The following is an 18,340-nucleotide window of genomic DNA, read 5'->3' on the forward strand; positions in this document are numbered from 1 at the left end:
CTGACCTGAAGCGAACCGGCAAGACTTTGAGTTGTCGGTCACACAACCGACGCAGGTTCCCCATTCGCGACCATTCCACGGTGCATCACCCTGTTTCCCGACACTGCGCTGTGATCGGCTCGATGCATCACACATCGGTTGTCCCACATCACCACATCGTCCGGTGCCCACGAGTGCGTCAGCAGGTTCGTCTCGCGAGTGGAGTGCTCGAACAGGTATCGCACGGTCTCGTGCGCCTGCTCGGTGGACATTCCGCTGATCGCCACGCACCGGGCGGGTGCCGACAACGCCAATGCGGTGCGCCCGGACACGGGATGCACTGCGAACAAGGGATGTTCGGCACAGGAATCGGTGTCCGACGCCACCCCGGTGACTCGGTGCGTCACCGTTCTTCCGGCCAGGTCCGCTTTGCGGTCGGCAGGCAAGGTGTCGTACGCCGCGTACTGGTCGCTGAACAACGTGCTGCCACCCGACTCCGGTACTTCGACCGCGCGTAATGCGGTGTAGGCAGGCGGATTCGCCACGTACGTGGTGTCCACGTGGAAGGTCGATTTCGGCGGTGTGGTTCGGCCGACGTTACTGATGACGTTCAGATCGGGAAAGCCCGGCACGGGCGTCTCGCCCTCGGTGAACATCATGTCGCCGAACCGTCGGAGGAACGCCAGGAAGCGTGCGTCGTCCAGGGGCTGCTTCCGCAGAATCAGCACGCCGTGTTCGGCCAACAACGTTCGCAGTTCTTCGATCGCGGTGGAGCTCAGGTCCACTTCGTCGATCTCGATTCCCAGCGTCACGAGGACATCTCCTTCACCGACAGTTCGTCGAGCGATCGTGCGAACAGTTCGTCCACGGCGATGCCTGCCGCCGAGGCCATCACCGCCAGCACGCTCGACGGTGAGTACGAGCAGTACAGGCCGGCCTCGAGAAACCACGGTCTACCGGCGGGGTCGATCCGGAAGTCGAAGAGACCGTAGTGTCGGCAGCCGAGGGATCGATAGCACGATCGTGCTGCCGCCCAGACCTTCTCGGTGATCGGATCGGAGACGTCGACCATCCACGCCTTGGTCTGTTCCTTCGCGACGAGATACAGATCCCCGTCCGACGTGCGATTCAACTTGTCGGCGCTGGTACGAATCGACTCGACGGCATACTCCTCGAGCGGTAGGCAGATCAGCTCACCGCCGCGTTCGACGATGCCGCAGCGGACTTCGCGGCCCAACGGGACGTACGACTCCACCAGTGCCGCAGACGAGTACGTCAACGCCTCGCTCACTGCGGTTGCCAGACGGTCGGATTCGCGAACGAGCGTGACGCCCATCGAATTGTCCGAGTCCACGGGCTTGACGACCACCGGCAGATCGACGTCGATGTCGTCGCCGCAGCGCACCACGACACCGGCGGGAACGGCGACCCCGGCCGCCGCGACGACGGCTCGGGCACGGGCCTTGTCGGCCGTCATCGCCATCACGTCCGGACCGTTGCCCACGTACGGCACACCCAACAGATCGAACAGGCTGCGGTATGTCGTCATGCCGGGTAGGCAGAACATCTGCGGCACCATGACGTCGAAATGCCACGACGAGATGACCTCCACCGCCTGCGCCAACGGCATCTGGTGCGCCGCAGCCACACTGGCGGCATCGATGCCACCGGGGAAGCTCCAGAGCCCACCGGGGGAGACGAACGCCACCTCGAACCGGTAGGCGGGATCACCACCGAGCGCCTCGAGGAATCCGCCCGCGTACACCCGGGACAGATCGCAATGGAACTCGTCCACCGACGATCCGACCAAAACCAGGACCGACAGGGCCATCAGTCGCCTCCGTTCTCCACGAGCTTGCCGATGTTGAAGTCGATGCGAGACCATCCGCGTCGTGCCAGCAGATTCCGCACGAGCAGCGACGGAATCTGGAGGTGGTGCACCAGCAGGTACGGCACTGGATCCCATCCCGTCAGAATGGCGTCCTTGCCGCGGAAGATGCTGCCCAGGCGCGCCTTTCGGTTGCCCTCGGTGAGCAGTCGCCACACCTCGTGGTAGATCCAGTAGGTCGGGCGGGCCGAGGAGAGCGGCACGATCTCGGGGTGTCCGTCCTCGAGGTACGCCGCAGCGACGTCGGGGTGGTCGTAGAACATGGTGATCGCCGAATGGGTGCGCGGATTGCACTCGATCGCATGGACGGCACCGTCCGCATCCTCGATGAAGTCGAACGACAGCTGGCCGGTGACTCCGAGGTCGGCGACGAACGTCTCGACCCAGGTACGTATCTCGGGCTTGTCGACCATCTCGTAGTTCACCTGGAACGCTGACGATTCGCAGCAGCCGTACACCTGCAACCGTCCTCCGCGGACGGTGCCGTGGGTGCAGTACTCCTGGCCGGCGATGAATTCCTGCAGAATCCACGGATCGTCCTCGGAGATCCCGAGACCGCGTGCGAACCGTACGTTGTCGGCAGGCGTGTCGCGGGTCAACCGCGTCAGGTCCATTCGCCCGACCGGGTTGTAGGAGATGCGTTTGAGGATGTACTCGCGGCCCGGTGGGAAGTCGAACTCCTCGATCTGTTTCACATCGGTGATGCGCCGCCAATCGGGAACGCGCAGGCCGAGCGCTGCAGCGCGTTCGGAGAATCGGGACTTGTCGTCGAGCATGCGGACCGTGTCGCCGTCACCGTGCACCACCTCGCAGTGCGGATCGAGGAGCGCCCGTGCGTCGGCATCGTGAATGCTTGCAGCGGGACTTGCTACGGGGACGAAGACGTCGACGCCCTCGCGGAGCACGACATCCAGAAGTGCTCGGGCGTAACCGGGTTCGGTCGGCTCGGGTACGCAGTGAAATCGGTCGACCGCCCGCGAGAACCGATGCCCGGTGAAGCGGTACTTGGCCGATTCCACCAGGACGACGCGATGCCCGGCGAGGTGGAAAGACCGCGCGAGCTGCAGGGCCTTGGTCATCTTCCCGCCGCTGATCAGGACAGTCTTGGGTGAATCGGATCGGCGCGTGGCGGGCCGTTCGCCGCGAACGACAGCCACCCCGGCCGCCGCGAGATCGGCGGGAAGGGTGACTGCGAGGCCGAACAGCGCGGCAACCGTACGAATCATGTTCGACGGATCAACGTCACGCCGTCGCGCAGAGGAAGCAGTACCTGCTCCACGCGGGGGTCGTTCGCCACGTAATCGTTGAATTCGGCGACGGCTCGGCCGTTCTCGGTGGGCTGTTCGCTGTACGGCTCGCCCTGCAGCAGGGTGTTGTCGACGGCGATCACGGCGTTCTCGGCCAGCAGCTCGCTACCGAGCAAGTGCTCCACGTATTCGCGGTATCCGGTCTTGTCGGCGTCGACGAAGACCAGATCGAACGTTCCGTCCAACCGGCGCAGGGTGTCCAGTGCCGGCCCCACCTCCACCGTGATGGACGAGCCCGCAGGTGATTCCGCGAAGCAGGACTGCGCGAACTCGGCCACGTACGGATCCACCTCGCACGCGACCACTTCGCCGCCCGCGGGCAGGGCCTCGGCCATCGCCAGAGCCGAGTAGCCGGTGAACATACCGATCTCGAGCACTCGCTTCGCTCGGGTCATGTGCACGAGAAACGCAAGGAAGCGTCCCTCCACGTGGCCGGAGAGCATTTCCATCTCGAGGGGCCCCGAGCCGGAGACGACGTCACGTGATCTCCAGTCCTCGGTGCGGGTCCGCGACGCCAGTGTCGCCAGTGCTGCGGATTGGGAGGTGGTGCAGGTGTCGAGGTACGGGTCGAGTCCCGCTGCGAGATCGCGGGCTCGATGAACACGGGTGGTCAGCTCGTCGGTGACCCCGACGCCGGCGGCGAGCAGATCGGCTATCTCGCTCAGCTCACGCGCCAGAATGGTCGTCGGGGTCACCGGTCGCGGGGCCTTCGTCACGGCGTCGGCGCGGTGAACATGTCGAGGCCTTCGCCTGCCCGCGGAAAGTCCAGGCAGATCTTCTTGTGCAGCGTCAGGACATCGGCCAGCTCGGCTGGGTCGAGGTCGTTGAGGAAGCGGCACGTACCGATCGGATCCGGCACCGCAGCCCGCAGAATACCGTCGCGAGTCTTGAGGATCGATGCCGTTGCCTCGGAGAGCAATTCGGGTGTCAGGTAGGGGCTGTCCAGTGCCAGGCCGATACTCGCCATCACGCCGAGTACGCGGTCGCGGTCGGCCGTGGACAGGTGCCCGCGCTGCTCGGCGACGGTCGTCGAGAGCGCCATGTCGATGTTGATCGCGTGGCCGTGGAAGAACGGTGCAGGCGGGGTCAGCTCGAGAGTCGGGCTCCAGGTGTGGCCGAAGGCGATGACACGATCGAGGTCGATCTCGTGGAGATTGGGGGCTTCGAGTTCGAGCATCGTCGCGATCGCCGAGTAGGTCAGTCTGTCTGCGACCGAACGCAATTCCGCTGTTCCGTCCAGATGACCGAATCGGGTTCGCAGCAATTCGGGACCGTACTGTTCGAGCATCTCGAAGATCTCCAGATTGCCGACGACGGAGATCTTGATCAGCTCGGCCATGCCGTTGCGCACCTGATCCTCGGGCAGCGTGCCGAGGAACGAGAAGTCCAAGAGCACCTTCTGCGACGCGTGGTAGGCGCCGAGGCGGTTCTTGTGCTTTCCGTAATTGACGGCCACCTTGATGGACACACTCGCGTCGATCAGGCCGATCAGCGTGGTGGGAATGCGAATGTACGGGGTGTTGCGACGGTAGCTGGCGCACGCGAAACCTGCTACGTCCGTGGTCAATCCGCCACCGACCACAAGCACCGGCTCGGTGCGGACCAGACCGAACGCATCGAACTCTCCCACGATGCGCTCGAACGTCTCCAGCGACTTCGCGGTCTCCGCGATGTGAACCGGAACCACCGTCAGGTCGATGTCGTAGTGGTCGAAGTACGCGCTGATCCGGTCACCGTAGATTTCGTGCACAGACTCGTCGACGACCATCAGCGCGCGACCGTACGGTCGGTAGCTGTCGGCCAGTTCGGTGTTCTCGATTGCGAACACGCCGTCGACGTAGATCAGGTCGTACTCGATGCGCTCGTATCCCTCGACGCGAAACGACCTGTCCCCGGCAACGACCTGGGCCTGAAGATTGCTCACAATTACTCCTGGGGTGGATGAAGGGTCAGGCTGCGATCAGAGCGCGTACGCGCTCGGGATCGAGTGCATCGACGGTGTCGGTGGCCGAGCCGAACTCGGTGCCTGCGGTGTTCTCGTTCGGGAATGCGACGCACGTGATGCCCGCGGCCGATGCCGCCGCAACGCCGCCGGCGTTGTCCTCGATGGCCACGCTGTCGGATGCGTTCTCGCCCAACGTCTTCAAAGCGAACTCGTAGGATGCGGGGTCGGGCTTGCCTGCGTCCACCGAGGATGCGTCGACGATGACGTCGAACGAATCGGCGGTGAGCTCGGGCGACAGGGCAGCAAGCAGTGCGTCGATGTTGTCTCGCGAGGTGGTCGTCACGAAGCCGACCTTCAGGCCGTTCGCCTTCGCGGAGTCGATCGTGTCGGCCACGCCCGGTCGCGTCTTCACATCGGATTCGCCGATCAGACGCTGGAAGATCTCGGACTTCGTTGCATGCACGGCGGCGGCGTCCACCTCGGTGCCGGTATCGGACGCGTACTCGCTGATGCGGTCGGCACCACCGTTCGATCCGAGCATCGCCCGGTAGTCGTCACGGGACCAGTTCCAGTTCAGATCGTGTGCTGCGAAGGCCTCGTTGAACGAGCGGCGTTGCAGTTCGGACGTGTCGACGAGTGTGCTGATCGAGCCGAAAAGAATTGCGGGCATGGTTGCCTTTCGGAGCGAGAGACGTTGTACCAGTCAACGTCTCGCGCATGCGCGATGGGGTGAGTTGGTTCGGGGGGTATGCCCCATCGGCACCGAACGGGAAACCTTCGAATTTTTCGCCCGAGGTTCGGACGTCGGCGGGGACCCTCTCGCCCGTCTTCCAGAGCGAGTGCTAGCCCGGAGCGCCGAAGGTCATCAGTGCGGTCTCGCCCTCGAACTCGTTCACGACACCGCCGCCACGCTCTCCGTGTCCTGCACGCTCGAACTGTAGGGACAAGCGAAAAGAATCTGGAACTTTCTGCCGGAGTGACTACCTGTGTCGCTGAGTACCTGGTAATCTCAGTAACAGTTACCTACAGCTTTTCGACGATGGAAGGAACCACGGCGATGACCAGCACACTCTCCAGGAACGACGTTCTCGAGCCCGAGGACGTTTCCGCTCGTTTGCTCGATTCCGCCGCCCAGCTGTCGTACGACCCGTCCGAGGAGGTCGATTGGGAAGCCGATCTCGATCCCTCCCTCTACGGACTCAACCCGGAGTGGAGCACGCTCTACGGCACGAAGCTGTGGGACGAGATGACCGAGGAGCAGCGCATCACGCTCACTCGTCACGAGGTCTGCTCGATCATGAGCACCGGAATCTGGTTCGAGATGATCCTGCAGCAGATGGTTCTGCGTGATCAGTACTGCAAGGACTCGTCGAACTCGGACTTCCAGTTCGCGCTCACCGAGATCGCCGACGAGTGCCGTCACTCGATCATGTTCGCCCGCGCCTGCCAGAAGATGGGTATCAAGGCATACCTGCCGCGTCGATCGAGCATCGAACTCGGCCGTGGCTTCAAGGCTCTCGCGTCCGCCGAGGTCGCCTACGGAGGCATCCTCGTCGCCGAAGAGGTGCTCGACGTCATGCAGCGCGACTGGATGCGCGGCGAGAACGTGCTGCCACTCGTGCGCACCACCAGCAAGATCCACGTCGTCGAAGAGTCGCGGCACATGACGTTCGCGCGCGCTCAGATGCGCGAGGAGATCGCCGAGAAGAGCCCGGCTCGCCGCAAGGCCAGCGCGCTCGTCGTCGCGATCGCCGCCCGCATGATCGTGTCCAACATGGTCAACAAGGAGGTCTACGCAGCAGCGGGCCTCGACGTCGACCGCGCAGTGAAGGAAGCGAAGAACAACGCCCATCACCACACGATGATGCGCACCTCGAGCGAGCACTTGATGGCATTTCTTCTCGACTGCGGTTTGGTCACCAAGCCGGCCGAGATGATCTACCGTCGTCTGCACATGCTCTGACCACTCTTTTCGAGGCCGTGAAGGACATCCGAGAACAATGCCGTTCGCGATCACGCAGAACTGTTGCAACGACGCATCCTGCCTGTCGGTGTGCCCCGTCAACTGCATACATCCGACGCCGGACGAGCCGGATTTCGGCAAGACCGAGTTGCTCTACATCGATCCGCGCTCGTGCATCGACTGCGGTGCCTGTGCCGACGCCTGTCCGGTGGACGCGATCACTCGCGTCTCGAGATTGACGCCCGATCAGCAGATCTACGCCGACATCAACGCCGACTACTACAAGGACAAGCCCGCCGTGGCGGAGTGGGGCGCGCCTCGGTTCCCGGTGGCGACGGTCAACGACCTACCGCCGATCGACATCGCCATCGTCGGCACCGGACCGGCTGCCTGCTACACCGCCCAGGCGCTGCTGCGCGTGCCCGGCACCAACGTCACGTTCTACGACCGGCTGCCCACCGCGGGCGGTCTCGCCCGCTACGGCGTCGCTCCCGATCACCTCGGTACCCGACGCATCAGCGAGCACTTCCGTGGGATCTTCGTGCATCCACGAGTGACGATGAAGCTCGGCGTCGAGGTCGGTAAGGACGTCGACCACGTCGAACTGGCCCGAAAGTTCGATTCGGTCGTCTATGCAGTCGGTGCCGACAAGGACCGAGCCCTCGAGATTCCCGGGATCGACCTCGATGGATCCGTCAGCGCGCGCACCCTGGTGGGCTGGTACACCGGCCACCCCGACGTTCCAGCCGATGCCATCGATCTCACCGGCGTCGACCGCGTCACCATCATCGGAAACGGCAACGTCGCACTCGACGCGGCTCGTATCCTCACGGCCGACCCGGACCGGCTCGTCGGGACCGAGATCGCACCGCATGCGCTGGCCGAGCTGCGTCGCCACCGCGTCACCGAGGTCGTCGTTCTCGCGCGCCGCGGCCCCGAGTTCGCGGCGTTCACCCGTTCCGAGTGCAAAGCCCTCGTCGACCGCCCGGACGTCGACGTCGTGGTGGCAGGACCGGACGGAATCGTCGACGCCATCGATCGCCTGCCGTTGTCCGCTCCCGCATCGGCTCTGGCCGGGGCGGCGCGAGTCGAACTGGGGTCGCAGGCACAAGACCGCCGCATCGTCTTCGCGTTCGGCCGAGCTCCGTCCGCTCTCCACGGCAGCGGCTCGGTGCAGTCCATCGAGGTCGGCGTCGGTGAGCATGCGGTCGAGTTACCCACGGAGTTGGTGCTGCTCGCCATCGGCTACCGCGGAACCCCGTCACCGGGAATTCCGTTCGACGACATCAGTGGCACCATTCGCAACGACGGTGGCCGCATCACCGCTGCCGACGGCACTCCGGTTCCGGGGTGTTACGTCGTCGGATGGGCCAAGCGAGGTGCCACGGGTGGCATCGGCGACAACAAGATCGACGCCGAGGAAACGGCCGAGGCGTTGCTCGCGGACGTGCCGACACGCGGGCCCGCGCGTCCGCTCGGGTGGTACGGAAAAGTCAGTGCCGCCCTGGGGGACCGCGTTTCCAGAGCGCGCTGACCGGCCGATATCGGCCGGTTCTGTTCACCTTGTGTAGCAGTCTCATTCGAGTCTGAGCGATTCGGATGTGTAGCACGGCGTACAGGGTTACCGTTGAGTATGGCTGAACGGGGGGCCAAGCCCCAGGTTTCTTTTGTGCGACGGACGATGCTGCGTGCAGTCCGATCGTTGTTCAATCCACTCCGGCCCGACGACTATCTGTCGATGATCAATCCGCTGTGGACCACGCGCGAACTTCGGGGGAAGGTCGAGCGGGTTGCTCCGGAGGGTTCGGAAGCCGTGTCGGTGTACATCCGTCCCGGTTTCGAGTGGCAGGGCCACACGCCCGGGCAGTACGTCCGGCTCGGAGTACTCATCGACGGTCGTTACCACTGGCGAGCGTATTCGCTGACGTCCGATCCCGATCCTGCCGACGGTCTCGTCAGCGTCAGCCCCAAGCTGGTGCCGTCGGGCACGGTCTCTCCGTATCTGGTGGGCAGCATCAGAACCGGCGACATCGTCCGCCTCAGTGAGGTGGAGGGTGAGTTCACTCTGCCGAGCCCGATTCCGGACAAGATGGTGTTCATCAGCGCGGGCAGCGGAATCACGCCCATCATCAGCATGCTGCGGTCCCTCGATCATCACGATCAGGTTCGCGACGTCGTCGTGGTGCACTCGGTGCACAACCGTGAGCAGTTGATGTTCGCCGACACTCTCGACCAACTCGAAACCAAGCACGACGGACTGACGGTGAAGCTCCGGATCACCAGCGACGAAGGTCGGATGAAGGCATCGGAACTGGACGAACTGGTCCCGGATTGGCGTGACCGAGAAGCATTCTGCTCCGGTCCTGGCGAACATCTGGACGATCTGCGCTCGTACTGGAAAGACCAGGGCGACTACGACAAATTCCATCACGAAAGTTTCCAGCCGGTCATCGGCGGTGGCGACGACGCCGGCGAAGGCGGCACCGTCACGTTCCTCAACAGCAAGAAGGACGTCGAATGCGACGGCGGCACAACGATTCTGGCTGCGGGTGAGGATGCCGGTCTGGATCTGACGTTCGGTTGTCGCATCGGCATCTGTCACACCTGTGTAGGTACCCTGAAGAAGGGGCGTTTACGTGACCTACGTAACGGGGATGTCTCAGAACCTACGGGGCAAGCGGTTCGGATCTGTGTCAATACTGCTGAGGGCGACATCGAAATCGAACTCTGATCTTCCATTCGAACAGGGGAATGTATGTCTATCGACGAAACCACGAGGCGCGTCACCGACACGGATGAGCCGGTGAACCCGCTGGCGCACCTGAGTGACGAGACGATCGCCGAACTCGCCAAGGAATTCGACGCCATCCACGACGAGGTCTACGCCAGCCTCGGTGACAAGGACCGCAAGTACATCACCTCGGTGATCGCCGCGCAGCGTCAGCTGCTGGTCGCTGGACGCGTGCTGTTGCTCGGTTCCACCAGCAAGCCCGCGTGGCTGGCCGGCACCGCATGCCTCGGGATCGCGAAGATCCTCGAGAACATGGAGATCGGTCACAACGTCATGCACGGCCAGTGGGACTGGATGAACGATCCGGAGATCCACTCGTCGGTGTGGGACTGGGACACCGCGTCCACCGCCAACTCGTGGAAGCACTCGCACAACTACGTGCACCACACGTACACGAACATCCGTGGCAAGGACAAAGACCTCGGCTACGAGATCATGCGCATCGACCCACGTCAGAAGTGGAGCCCGGTCTACCTGGCCCAGCCGTTCTACAACGTGCTGTTGATGGCGTTCTTCGAGTGGGGCGTGGCCCTGCACGATCTCGACATCGAGGCGATCCGCCGTGGCGAGAAGCCTGTGAAGGATCTGGTCGAGGATCTCAAGGGCATCGGAGTCAAGGCACGCAAGCAGTTCGTCAAGGACTACGTGGGCTGGCCGCTGATCAGTGCCGGAGCGTTCGCGTTGGCACAGCTGGCGTCGGGCGGTCGTGTGCCGGAGAGCAAAAGGTCTCGGCTGGCGTCCAAGCTGCGTGGGTCGGCTCGCTTCGGCAAGAACCGTAAGACGGCGGCGCTGCTGGACAGTCGGTTCAGTGGTGTCGAGAGCACGTTCCTGTCGACGGTGGCCGCGAACTTCACCGCCAACATCATTCGTAACGTCTGGTCGAACGCCATCATCTTCTGCGGTCACTTTCCGGACCAGGCCTATACCTTCAGTCAGGAAGAGGTGGAGAACGAGACCCGCGGCGGATGGTACGTCCGTCAGTTGGTCGGAGCCGCGAACATCGATGGTGGTCCACTGTTCCACCTGATGAGCGGCAACCTGAGCTACCAGGTGGAACACCACCTGTACCCGGATATGCCCAGCACTCGGTACTCGGACGTCGCGCCGAAGATCAAGGACATCTGCGAGCGCTACGAATTGCCGTACAACACCGGGCCGTTCTTTCAGCAGTGGGGCATGGTCCAGCGGACCATCGCGCGATTGGCCTTCCCGGGCGGCAAGGTTCGGCCGAAGCCGGGCCCCTACCGTCCCGAGGAGAGCTGGCGTCGCAAGTTCGCCGAGGGTGCAACCAAGGACAGCGAGGCCGCGAAGACGCGTGGCCGCGTACCTGCGAGTCATCCCGCGGCCGGACCGGAACACAACTCCGGCGGCGTCGATGTCGAACCGCCGCCCCGCGGCGACGACTAGAGATCGTCCGCTCCCAACCGACGAGCAACCGCGGCCACCCGATCATCGGGTGGCCGCGGTTCGTCGTTGTTGCGGTTCTTTCGCGGTGGATCAGGTCATGTCGACGTCCTTGGTCTCGATCAACCGCTTGGTACACACCAGACTGAGTACCGACAGCAGGGCCAGCATGACGCCGATGGAGATGCTGCCGAATGCAGCCGTGAGCGGCGCGGCGAGCATGGGCGGAATCGCGCCACCGAGAACTCCGGCGAGGTTGTAACCCAAACCTGCTCCGGTGTAACGGAATCGGGTCTGGAACAGCTCGGGAAGCAGGGCTCCGGTCGGTCCGTAGGCAACTCCGAAGATGGCGAGCGTGACGCACATGCCGATCACGAATGCTGCGGGTGATCCGGTGTCGAGGACGGGGAACAGTGCGATCGACCACGGTACCGCGATGATGCACGCCCCCATGATGACTCGGCGTCGGCCGACACGATCGGAGTAGGTTGCCGAGACTGCGATGGCGACGCCGAAGATGACTGCGGCACCGATTCCGGTGATCAACACGAAGGGGCGGTCGAACCCGAGTGTCTTGGTGCCATAGCTCGTCAGATACGCGGTCCCCATGTAGAAGAAGGCGAACAGCGATGCCAATGCGCCTGCGGCAGTGATGATTTCGCGCTTCTGGATGCGCCAGGCGTCGAAGATCGGCAGTTTCGTCGGTGCCGCGTTCGCCGGTGCCTGCTCCTCGGCGAGCTTGTTGGCCCGAAAGACCGGGGTCTCCTCGATGGCCAACCGCATGTAGAGGCCGATGAGCACCAGGACGGCGCTGAGCAGGAACGGGATTCGCCAACCGTAGTTCAGGAACGTCTCGTTGGTATCGCCGAGCAGCAGTCCCGTCGCGAGGAACGTCGCGCTGGAGAAGATGAAGGCAGCCGACGGTCCCAGCTGGGGGAACATCGCGTAGAAGCCGCGTTTGCCGGGCGGTGCGTATTCGGCCGTGAGCAGGGTTGCGCCCGCCCATTCGCCACCGACCGCGAACCCTTGCCCGAACCTGAGCAGTACCAGGATGATCGGCGCGGCCACGCCGATCGTCTCCGCGCCGGGCAGCAGACCGATGGCGAACGTGGACACCCCCATCAGCAGCAGCGTCGAGATCAGGGTCTTCTTGCGACCGATGCGGTCACCGAAGTGTCCGAACAGGACTGCACCGACGGGCCTGGCGATGAACGCGACCGCGAACGTCGCGAACGAGGCCACAGTGCCCGCGGTGGAGCCGAGGGCCGGAAAGAAGATCGTCGGGAAGACCAGCGCGGCTGCGGTGCCGTAGATGAAGAAGTCGTAGAACTCGATCGTCGTGCCGATGCCACTGGCGACAGCGACCCGTCGAACACTGGTCTTGGTCTGCACCGCAGGTGGCGTCGGTGCGGACACACCCGGGTCGTCGGGTGAGACAGTGGTCATGGTTCCTCCGTTTTGTCGGGTATCGGGCGAATGTGCGATACCGAATGCGAGGAACGGTAGTGATCCGAGTCACCCCACGAATACCCCCGGATGGGGGTGTGGCGGACGCACGGGACCTCAGGCGCACCTCAGGGTTCGCCGGTACCGTCTGGGCACAGGGGCGGGACGCTTGTGTCAGCGGTGTGGGAAGCGGAGGTGATCGCGTGTCCATAGACCACAATCGAGACGTGTTCGACAGCGCACGGGTGACCGCTGCGTATGTGGAGTATGCGGGTCCGACCGATGGGTTTCTCGACCGTGGGGAGGCGGCCGCCCTGGTCGCGGCTGCGTCGGTTGCTCGCGGAACGCCGGTACTGGACGTGGGGGTCGGCAGTGGCCGAACCACGGCGTTACTACGGCTGATCAGCGACCGCTACGTTGCCATCGACTACGCACCCACCATGGTCGACGCCTTTCGTCGGAATTTCCCCGACCTGCAGGCGCACGTGGCCGACGCGCGTGATCTGGCGGACTTCTCCGACGGCGAATTCGGTCTGATCGTGTTCAGCAACAACGGAATCGACACCGTGACCCACGACGAACGAGTTCGGGTACTGAAAGAGTTTCGCCGAGTTCTCGGTGAGTCCGGAATCCTGGTGTTCTCCACTCTCAACCGCAACGGACCGTCGTTCGGGGAGACGCCGTTTCAGTTGAGCAGACCGACCCAACGGTTCACGTTCTCACCCCGACGCGTCGTGACGGCCATCGGTAGGCGACTGCTCGATCCCACCGGAGTCGTTCGCAGCGTTGCCAATTGGTGGTCTGCGCGTTCTCGAGTAGTCGATCGCGGAACGTGGGCGGTCGCTCCGCTCGCCGCGCACGACTTCGCTCCGTTCATGCACTTCACCACTGTGGCGGACGTGCGACGACTGGTGACCGATGCCGGGTTCACCATCTCCGAGATCTTCGCCGACGACGGTTCGATCGTGGCACCCGACGTCCAGGCGAGCTCGGCGGACAACTTCACCGTCGTCGCACGTACGTAGGGCGTCAGCTCAGTCGCTCGAGCGCCTCGGTCATCTTCTCCACGGTGTCCGGCGCGACTTTCGCCTCGAAGCCCGCCTTCAGGAACGGGCCGGCCACCTTGGCAGCACCGTTGAACTCGATCTGCGCGTGGTAGTCGATCCGCGTCGATTGGTCACCTTCCGCCGTCAGCGTGATGTCGTCGACGCTGGTGGCCGTTTTGTTCTCGCCTTCGAGCACGATGTGGCCAGGCTCGTCCGTGACCAACGTGTAGGTCAGCTCAGTGGTGATACCGAACAGCTTCGAGACGTTGTGCCACTGCGTTCCGACGGCGACCGGTCCGTCCGAAATCTGGGTGCAGCTCTGGGTTCCGGGATCCCACGACGGCGCATTGGAGAAGTCGCGAAGAAACGCGGCCGCCTTCTCCAACGGAACAGCGGCGGTGAAGGTGCGGGTGACGTCGACCATGAGAGTTCTTTCCTGCCGTTGAGGTTCAGTCTTCGAGTGGAACGCCGAGATGGTCGGCGAGCCGGCGCATGGTGCCGACGATCTGGTCCTCGGTCACCCGCGGAAACCCGGCCATCTTGCGGAACTCGGGGTCGGTGACGCGCGACCAGTCGTACACCTGCGTGAGCGCTGTCCGGTCGTCGGCGACCTCCTCGAGCTCCCAGGACCACCGCGTGCCACGAGGTTCCATGCCCTGGCGATTGGGAATCCAACCGATGCGTCGATCCTGCTCGAACACGAACAAGGTGTTCTCCATGACGTACTCGCCGATTTCCGGCTGATACATGTCCATCGCGAAGGTATCGCCCACCGCACTCAGCGGCGTCGGGTCGATCGCCCCACGCAGCATTTCCGAGCCGTCGACTGCTGCCTGGACCTCGGGGTTGGCGAGGGCGGTGAACACGGAGGCGGGGGGAGCGTCGATCACGCGCCGAACGGTCAACTCGTCGGTCATGGAACACGCCTTTCAGTTGTTTATGCTGGCTATGGAGTTACCCCCGTCTGCGGGGAAAGAAACTCCGATCGCCGTTTTTGCCTCGCAGTGGACACAACGACGAAACACGACCGCCACGTCGCGTTCGTACAGTCGCCGGGTCGGACTCCGCAAAATCCAGCTGTGGAGCAGCACCTTGTCAAGGGGTAGCCATGAGTGGAAATACCGTACGCCTGCAGGCGATCAAAGACGTCGAGGCGTATGTGCCGCCTGCGGTCAGCTTCGTCGGAGACGAGAAGCCGGGCGAGATCTTCGGTGAGAACGTCTTCAGCAAGGTCGTCATGCAGAAGCGTCTGCCCAAATCGGTCTTCAAGTCCGTGATGGCGACGATCGACAAGGGCAAGAAGCTCGATCCCATGGTCGCCGACGCGGTCGCGTCCGCGATGAAGGACTGGGCTCTCGAGAAGGGTGCGACGCACTACGCGCACGTCTTCTACCCGCTCACCGGACTGACGGCCGAGAAGCACGACAGCTTCTTCGATCCGGTCGGTGACGGCAGCGCGCTCGCCGAATTCGCGGGCAAGACGTTGATCCAGGGCGAGCCCGACGCCTCGAGCTTCCCCAACGGCGGCCTGCGCAACACGTTCGAGGCGCGCGGATACACCGGTTGGGACGTCACCAGCCCGGCGTACGTGCTCGAGAACCCGAACGGCAACACCCTGTGCATCCCGACGGTGTTCGTCTCGATGACCGGTGAGGCCCTCGACCACAAGACGCCGTTGTTGCGTTCGCAGCAGGCGATGGGCGGACATGCCGAGCGCATACTGAAGTTGTTCGGGCACGAGAACATCGAGAACATCGTCTCGTTCTGTGGTCCGGAGCAGGAGTACTTCCTCGTCGACCGACACTTCTTCCTTGCCCGTCCCGACCTGCTCAACGCCGGTCGCACCCTGTTCGGCTCGAAGCCGCCCAAGGGTCAGGAATTCGACGACCACTATTTCGGAGCCATCCCCGAGCGTGTCCTCGGCTTCATGATGGACACCGAACGCGAGCTGTTCAAGCTCGGCATCCCGGCCAAGACCCGGCACAACGAGGTCGCACCAGGACAGTTCGAGATCGCCCCGATGTTCGAGCGCGGAAACATCGCAGCCGATCACCAGCAACTGTTGATGACGACGTTCAAGACCATCGCCAAGAAACACGGCATGGAGTGCCTGTTCCACGAGAAGCCCTTCGAGGGTGTCAACGGCTCCGGCAAGCACGTCAACTTCTCCCTCGGTAACTCCGACCTGGGATCGCTGCTGGTTCCCGGCGACAACCCACACGACAACGCGCAGTTCCTCGTCTTCTGTGCCGCCGTCATCCGCGCGGTGCACAAGTACGGCGGTCTGCTGCGCGCCTCGGTGGCGTCGGCGACCAACGATCACCGCCTCGGTGCCAACGAGGCTCCGCCCGCGATCATCTCGATCTTCCTCGGCGATCAGCTCGCCGACGTGTTCGACCAGATCGCCAAGGGTGCGGCCACGTCGTCGAAGGGCAAGGGCACCATGATGATCGGTGCCGACACCCTGCCCGTGCTGCCGACCGATCCCGGCGACCGCAACCGAACCAGCCCGTTCGCCTTCACCGGCAACAGGTTCGAGTTCCGCGCCCCCGGTTCGATGCAGACGGTCAACGGCCCGATGGTCACGATCAACACGATCATGGCCGAGGCTCTCGACTACATGGCGACCAACCTCGAAGCGGCCGTCGCCGACGGCACCGATTTCGACACGGCCGTGCAGAACCTGTTGACGGAGATCATCACCGAACACGGCGCGGTGGTGTTCAACGGCGACGGCTACTCCGACAACTGGCAGATCGAGGCCGAGGCACGCGGCCTACCGAACCTGCGTACGACGCTCGACGCATTGCCCGAGCTGATCTCGGATTCGGCTATGGAACTGTTCGAGAAGTACAAGGTCTTCAACCACCGAGAGATGCACTCCCGCTACGAGATCGGGCTCGAGCAGTACGCGCTGACCGTGTTCGTCGAGGCGCGTCTGACGCTGGAGATGGGTCAGACGTCCATCCTGCCCGCTGCGGTGCGCTACCAGACCGAGTTGGCGCAGAACGTCAGTGCGCTCAAGGGCGCAGGCGTCGACGACGTGGACATGACTGCGCTGCAGGCTGTGTCGGCTCCACTGTCGGAGCTGCGCGCAGCGTTGGCGACGTTGAAAGCCGCTCTCGAAGCCGACCCCGGCGGCGAGGCCCTCGCGGAGGCCACCCACGCCAAGGACGAGCTGCTGCCTGCGATGGCCGCCGTTCGTTCCGCAGCGGACACCCTGGAAGCAATGGTGGCGGACGATCTCTGGCCGCTGCCTACTTATCAGGAGATGCTCTACATCCTCTGAGTGCCTTCGGCAGTGGTGTGGATAAGTGCCTCAGGCGGCACTTATCCACACCACTGTTGTTTTCGGCGTGAGCAATATCTCGAGGCGGAATAGCTAGGTGGATCTTTCGGGTTCGGAGTGGACAGTGGCAAAGACTGTGCACGCACTCGTGAGGAGAGAGATCCATGAAGTTGTTTTCCCCGTTGGAGCTCGGTGACCTGAAGCTCGACAACCGTTTGGTGATGGCCCCGCTCACGCGGGTTCGGTCCGGTCAGGACGGCGTGCCGGGCCCACTGGTGGTCGAGCACTACAAGCAGCGCGCGTCCCTCGGCCTGATCGTCAGCGAGGGCACCTACCCGAGCCATGCAGGCCAGGGCTTCCCCGGTCAGCCCGGTCTGGTCACGGACGAGCAGATCGAGGGTTGGCGCAACGTCGCCGACGCGGTGCATGCCGACGGCGGACTGATCGTCGCGCAGGTCATGCACGCGGGTCGGGTCACGCACGAGGCGACGACGGGTGGCCGTGAGGTCGTCGGACCCAGTGCGATTGCCATCGACGGCGAGACCCACACGTACGAGGGCAAGAAGGCGTACCCCACCCCGCGCGCGTTGCGTGAGGACGAGTTGCCGTCGGTGATCGAGGACTTCGTGCAGGCGTCGAAGAACGCGATCGCGGCCGGCATGGACGGCGTCGAGATTCACGGTGCCAACGGATACCTGTTGCACGAGTTCCTCTCGCCCGCATCGAACCAGCGCGACGACAAGTACGGCGGCTCGCCCGAGAACCGGGCGCGTTTCGTCGCCGAGGTCGTCGAGGCAGTGGTCGCAGCCCTGGGCGCAGGCAAGGTGGGCATTCGAATCTCACCGGCGCACAACATTCAGGATGCGCTGGAGACGGATTCCGACGACGTGCGTGCCACCTACCGTGCGTTGGTCGACCGAATCGCACCGTTGGGGCTGGCGTATCTGAGCGTGTTGCACAAGGATCCGGCCGGCGAGCTGGTTCAGGACCTGCGGCAGGCCTTCGGTGGTGCCGTACTGGTCAACAGTGGCTTCGGTGAGATCACCAACCGCGACGAGGCGCTGTCGCTGCTCGACAACGGCATCGGTGACGCAGTCGTCGTCGGCCGTCCGGCGATCGCCAACCCCGATCTTGCCTACCGCTGGCGCGAGGATCTGCCCCTGAACGAGCCGGATCCGAGCACTTTCTACACCGATGGTGCCAAGGGCTACACGGATTACCCGGCTCTGCAGCACTGAGAGTGCTTCGCAGTGGTGTGGTTCACGTGCCCCGGAGGGCACTT

General features: G+C 63.8%; 16 protein-coding genes. 7 read left to right on the forward strand and 9 right to left on the reverse strand.

All coding sequences use genetic code 11. The features are described 5' to 3' along the window. Positions 1-38: 38 nt before the first annotated feature. The 6 genes from CH271_RS05595 to CH271_RS05620 are packed head-to-tail and all read right to left on the reverse strand — an operon-like array spanning position 39 to position 5,789. The gene (locus tag CH271_RS05595; RefSeq protein WP_094632953.1) at positions 39-791 is read right to left on the reverse strand and encodes a TauD/TfdA dioxygenase family protein; all 753 of its coding nucleotides are present in this window, start codon (positions 789-791) and stop codon (positions 39-41) included. After that, positions 788-1,810 carry a D-alanine--D-alanine ligase family protein gene (locus CH271_RS05600; protein ID WP_094632954.1) on the reverse strand — a complete coding sequence of 341 codons (1,023 nt, stop codon included), beginning with the start codon at positions 1,808-1,810 and terminating at the stop codon, positions 788-790. The genes CH271_RS05595 and CH271_RS05600 overlap by 4 nt, the downstream gene beginning before the upstream one ends. Next, on the reverse strand, positions 1,810-3,093 hold the full coding sequence (locus CH271_RS05605; RefSeq protein ID WP_037194455.1) for an ATP-grasp enzyme: 1,284 nt from the start codon (positions 3,091-3,093) through the stop codon (positions 1,810-1,812). Before CH271_RS05605 ends, CH271_RS05600 begins: the two co-directional genes overlap by 1 nt. Beyond that, entirely contained in the window at positions 3,090-3,869 is a 780-nt protein-coding gene (locus tag CH271_RS05610; RefSeq protein ID WP_094633184.1) for an O-methyltransferase, read from the reverse strand. Before CH271_RS05610 ends, CH271_RS05605 begins: the two co-directional genes overlap by 4 nt. Before the next feature lie 17 nt (positions 3,870-3,886). Next, positions 3,887-5,098, reverse strand: a complete 1,212-nt coding sequence (locus CH271_RS05615) for a sedoheptulose 7-phosphate cyclase (RefSeq protein ID WP_094632955.1) — start codon at positions 5,096-5,098, stop codon at positions 3,887-3,889. A gap of 25 nt (positions 5,099-5,123) precedes the next feature. Further along, complete coding sequence (locus CH271_RS05620) at positions 5,124-5,789, reverse strand: HAD-IA family hydrolase (protein ID WP_037194457.1); 666 nt, start codon at positions 5,787-5,789, stop codon at positions 5,124-5,126. 387 nt (positions 5,790-6,176) lie between these two features. Here CH271_RS05620 and CH271_RS05625 point away from each other — a divergent pair, with 387 nt between their 5' ends. The 4 genes from CH271_RS05625 (at position 6,177) to CH271_RS05640 (ending at position 11,280) form a co-directional block, all read left to right on the forward strand. Further along, positions 6,177-7,082: an AurF N-oxygenase family protein gene (locus CH271_RS05625; RefSeq protein WP_082323821.1), complete on the forward strand. Its 906-nt coding sequence runs from the start codon at positions 6,177-6,179 to the stop codon at positions 7,080-7,082. A gap of 37 nt (positions 7,083-7,119) precedes the next feature. Continuing rightward, complete coding sequence (locus CH271_RS05630; protein WP_037194459.1) at positions 7,120-8,616, forward strand: FAD-dependent oxidoreductase; 1,497 nt, start codon at positions 7,120-7,122, stop codon at positions 8,614-8,616. Between the two features lie 99 nt (positions 8,617-8,715). Continuing rightward, positions 8,716-9,813 (forward strand): ferredoxin reductase, encoded by a 1,098-nt coding sequence (locus CH271_RS05635; RefSeq protein ID WP_179274806.1) that lies wholly within the window; start codon positions 8,716-8,718, stop codon positions 9,811-9,813. A 24-nt stretch (positions 9,814-9,837) separates the two neighbouring features. Then, complete coding sequence (locus CH271_RS05640; protein ID WP_037194461.1) at positions 9,838-11,280, forward strand: fatty acid desaturase family protein; 1,443 nt, start codon at positions 9,838-9,840, stop codon at positions 11,278-11,280. Between the two features lie 90 nt (positions 11,281-11,370). On the opposite strand, the gene CH271_RS05645 is transcribed toward CH271_RS05640, so the two are convergent. Beyond that, on the reverse strand, positions 11,371-12,723 hold the full coding sequence (locus CH271_RS05645; RefSeq protein ID WP_094632957.1) for an MFS transporter: 1,353 nt from the start codon (positions 12,721-12,723) through the stop codon (positions 11,371-11,373). 203 nt (positions 12,724-12,926) lie between these two features. On the opposite strand from CH271_RS05645, the gene CH271_RS05650 reads away from it, so the two are divergent. Beyond that, positions 12,927-13,748, forward strand: a complete 822-nt coding sequence (locus tag CH271_RS05650; RefSeq protein WP_094633185.1) for a class I SAM-dependent methyltransferase — start codon at positions 12,927-12,929, stop codon at positions 13,746-13,748. A gap of 4 nt (positions 13,749-13,752) precedes the next feature. On the opposite strand, the gene CH271_RS05655 is transcribed toward CH271_RS05650, so the two are convergent. Beyond that, complete coding sequence (locus CH271_RS05655) at positions 13,753-14,193, reverse strand: SRPBCC family protein (protein WP_094632958.1); 441 nt, start codon at positions 14,191-14,193, stop codon at positions 13,753-13,755. 25 nt (positions 14,194-14,218) lie between these two features. Further along, entirely contained in the window at positions 14,219-14,686 is a 468-nt protein-coding gene (locus CH271_RS05660) for an SRPBCC domain-containing protein (RefSeq protein WP_037194464.1), read from the reverse strand. A gap of 191 nt (positions 14,687-14,877) precedes the next feature. Here CH271_RS05660 and CH271_RS05665 point away from each other — a divergent pair, with 191 nt between their 5' ends. Further along, a complete protein-coding gene (locus CH271_RS05665) occupies positions 14,878-17,058 on the forward strand; it encodes a glutamine synthetase III family protein (RefSeq protein ID WP_094632959.1) in 2,181 nt (726 codons plus the stop codon). Between the two features lie 164 nt (positions 17,059-17,222). Next, entirely contained in the window at positions 17,223-18,296 is a 1,074-nt protein-coding gene (locus CH271_RS05670) for an alkene reductase (RefSeq protein WP_094632960.1), read from the forward strand. The last annotated feature ends 44 nt before the right edge of the window (positions 18,297-18,340 follow it).

Origin of the sequence: Rhodococcus sp. 05-340-2, assembly GCF_002258915.1 — a bacterium.
In the GTDB taxonomy this organism is placed as follows: domain Bacteria; phylum Actinomycetota; class Actinomycetes; order Mycobacteriales; family Mycobacteriaceae; genus Rhodococcoides.

What these genes read in the sequence shown, in the direction of transcription:
- CH271_RS05645 (WP_094632957.1), bottom strand. Translation starts at nt 12,723, where the DNA reads ATGACCACTGTCTCACCCGACGACCCGGGTGTGTCCGCACCGACGCCA.
- CH271_RS05660 (WP_037194464.1), bottom strand. Translation starts at nt 14,686, where the DNA reads ATGACCGACGAGTTGACCGTTCGGCGCGTGATCGACGCTCCCCCCGCC.
- CH271_RS05630 (WP_037194459.1), top strand. Translation starts at nt 7,120, where the DNA reads ATGCCGTTCGCGATCACGCAGAACTGTTGCAACGACGCATCCTGCCTG.
- CH271_RS05625 (WP_082323821.1), top strand. Translation starts at nt 6,177, where the DNA reads ATGACCAGCACACTCTCCAGGAACGACGTTCTCGAGCCCGAGGACGTT.
- CH271_RS05670 (WP_094632960.1), top strand. Translation starts at nt 17,223, where the DNA reads ATGAAGTTGTTTTCCCCGTTGGAGCTCGGTGACCTGAAGCTCGACAAC.
- CH271_RS05655 (WP_094632958.1), bottom strand. Translation starts at nt 14,193, where the DNA reads ATGGTCGACGTCACCCGCACCTTCACCGCCGCTGTTCCGTTGGAGAAG.
- CH271_RS05665 (WP_094632959.1), top strand. Translation starts at nt 14,878, where the DNA reads ATGAGTGGAAATACCGTACGCCTGCAGGCGATCAAAGACGTCGAGGCG.
- CH271_RS05640 (WP_037194461.1), top strand. Translation starts at nt 9,838, where the DNA reads ATGTCTATCGACGAAACCACGAGGCGCGTCACCGACACGGATGAGCCG.
- CH271_RS05620 (WP_037194457.1), bottom strand. Translation starts at nt 5,789, where the DNA reads ATGCCCGCAATTCTTTTCGGCTCGATCAGCACACTCGTCGACACGTCC.
- CH271_RS05605 (WP_037194455.1), bottom strand. Translation starts at nt 3,093, where the DNA reads ATGATTCGTACGGTTGCCGCGCTGTTCGGCCTCGCAGTCACCCTTCCC.
- CH271_RS05600 (WP_094632954.1), bottom strand. Translation starts at nt 1,810, where the DNA reads ATGGCCCTGTCGGTCCTGGTTTTGGTCGGATCGTCGGTGGACGAGTTC.
- CH271_RS05635 (WP_179274806.1), top strand. Translation starts at nt 8,716, where the DNA reads ATGGCTGAACGGGGGGCCAAGCCCCAGGTTTCTTTTGTGCGACGGACG.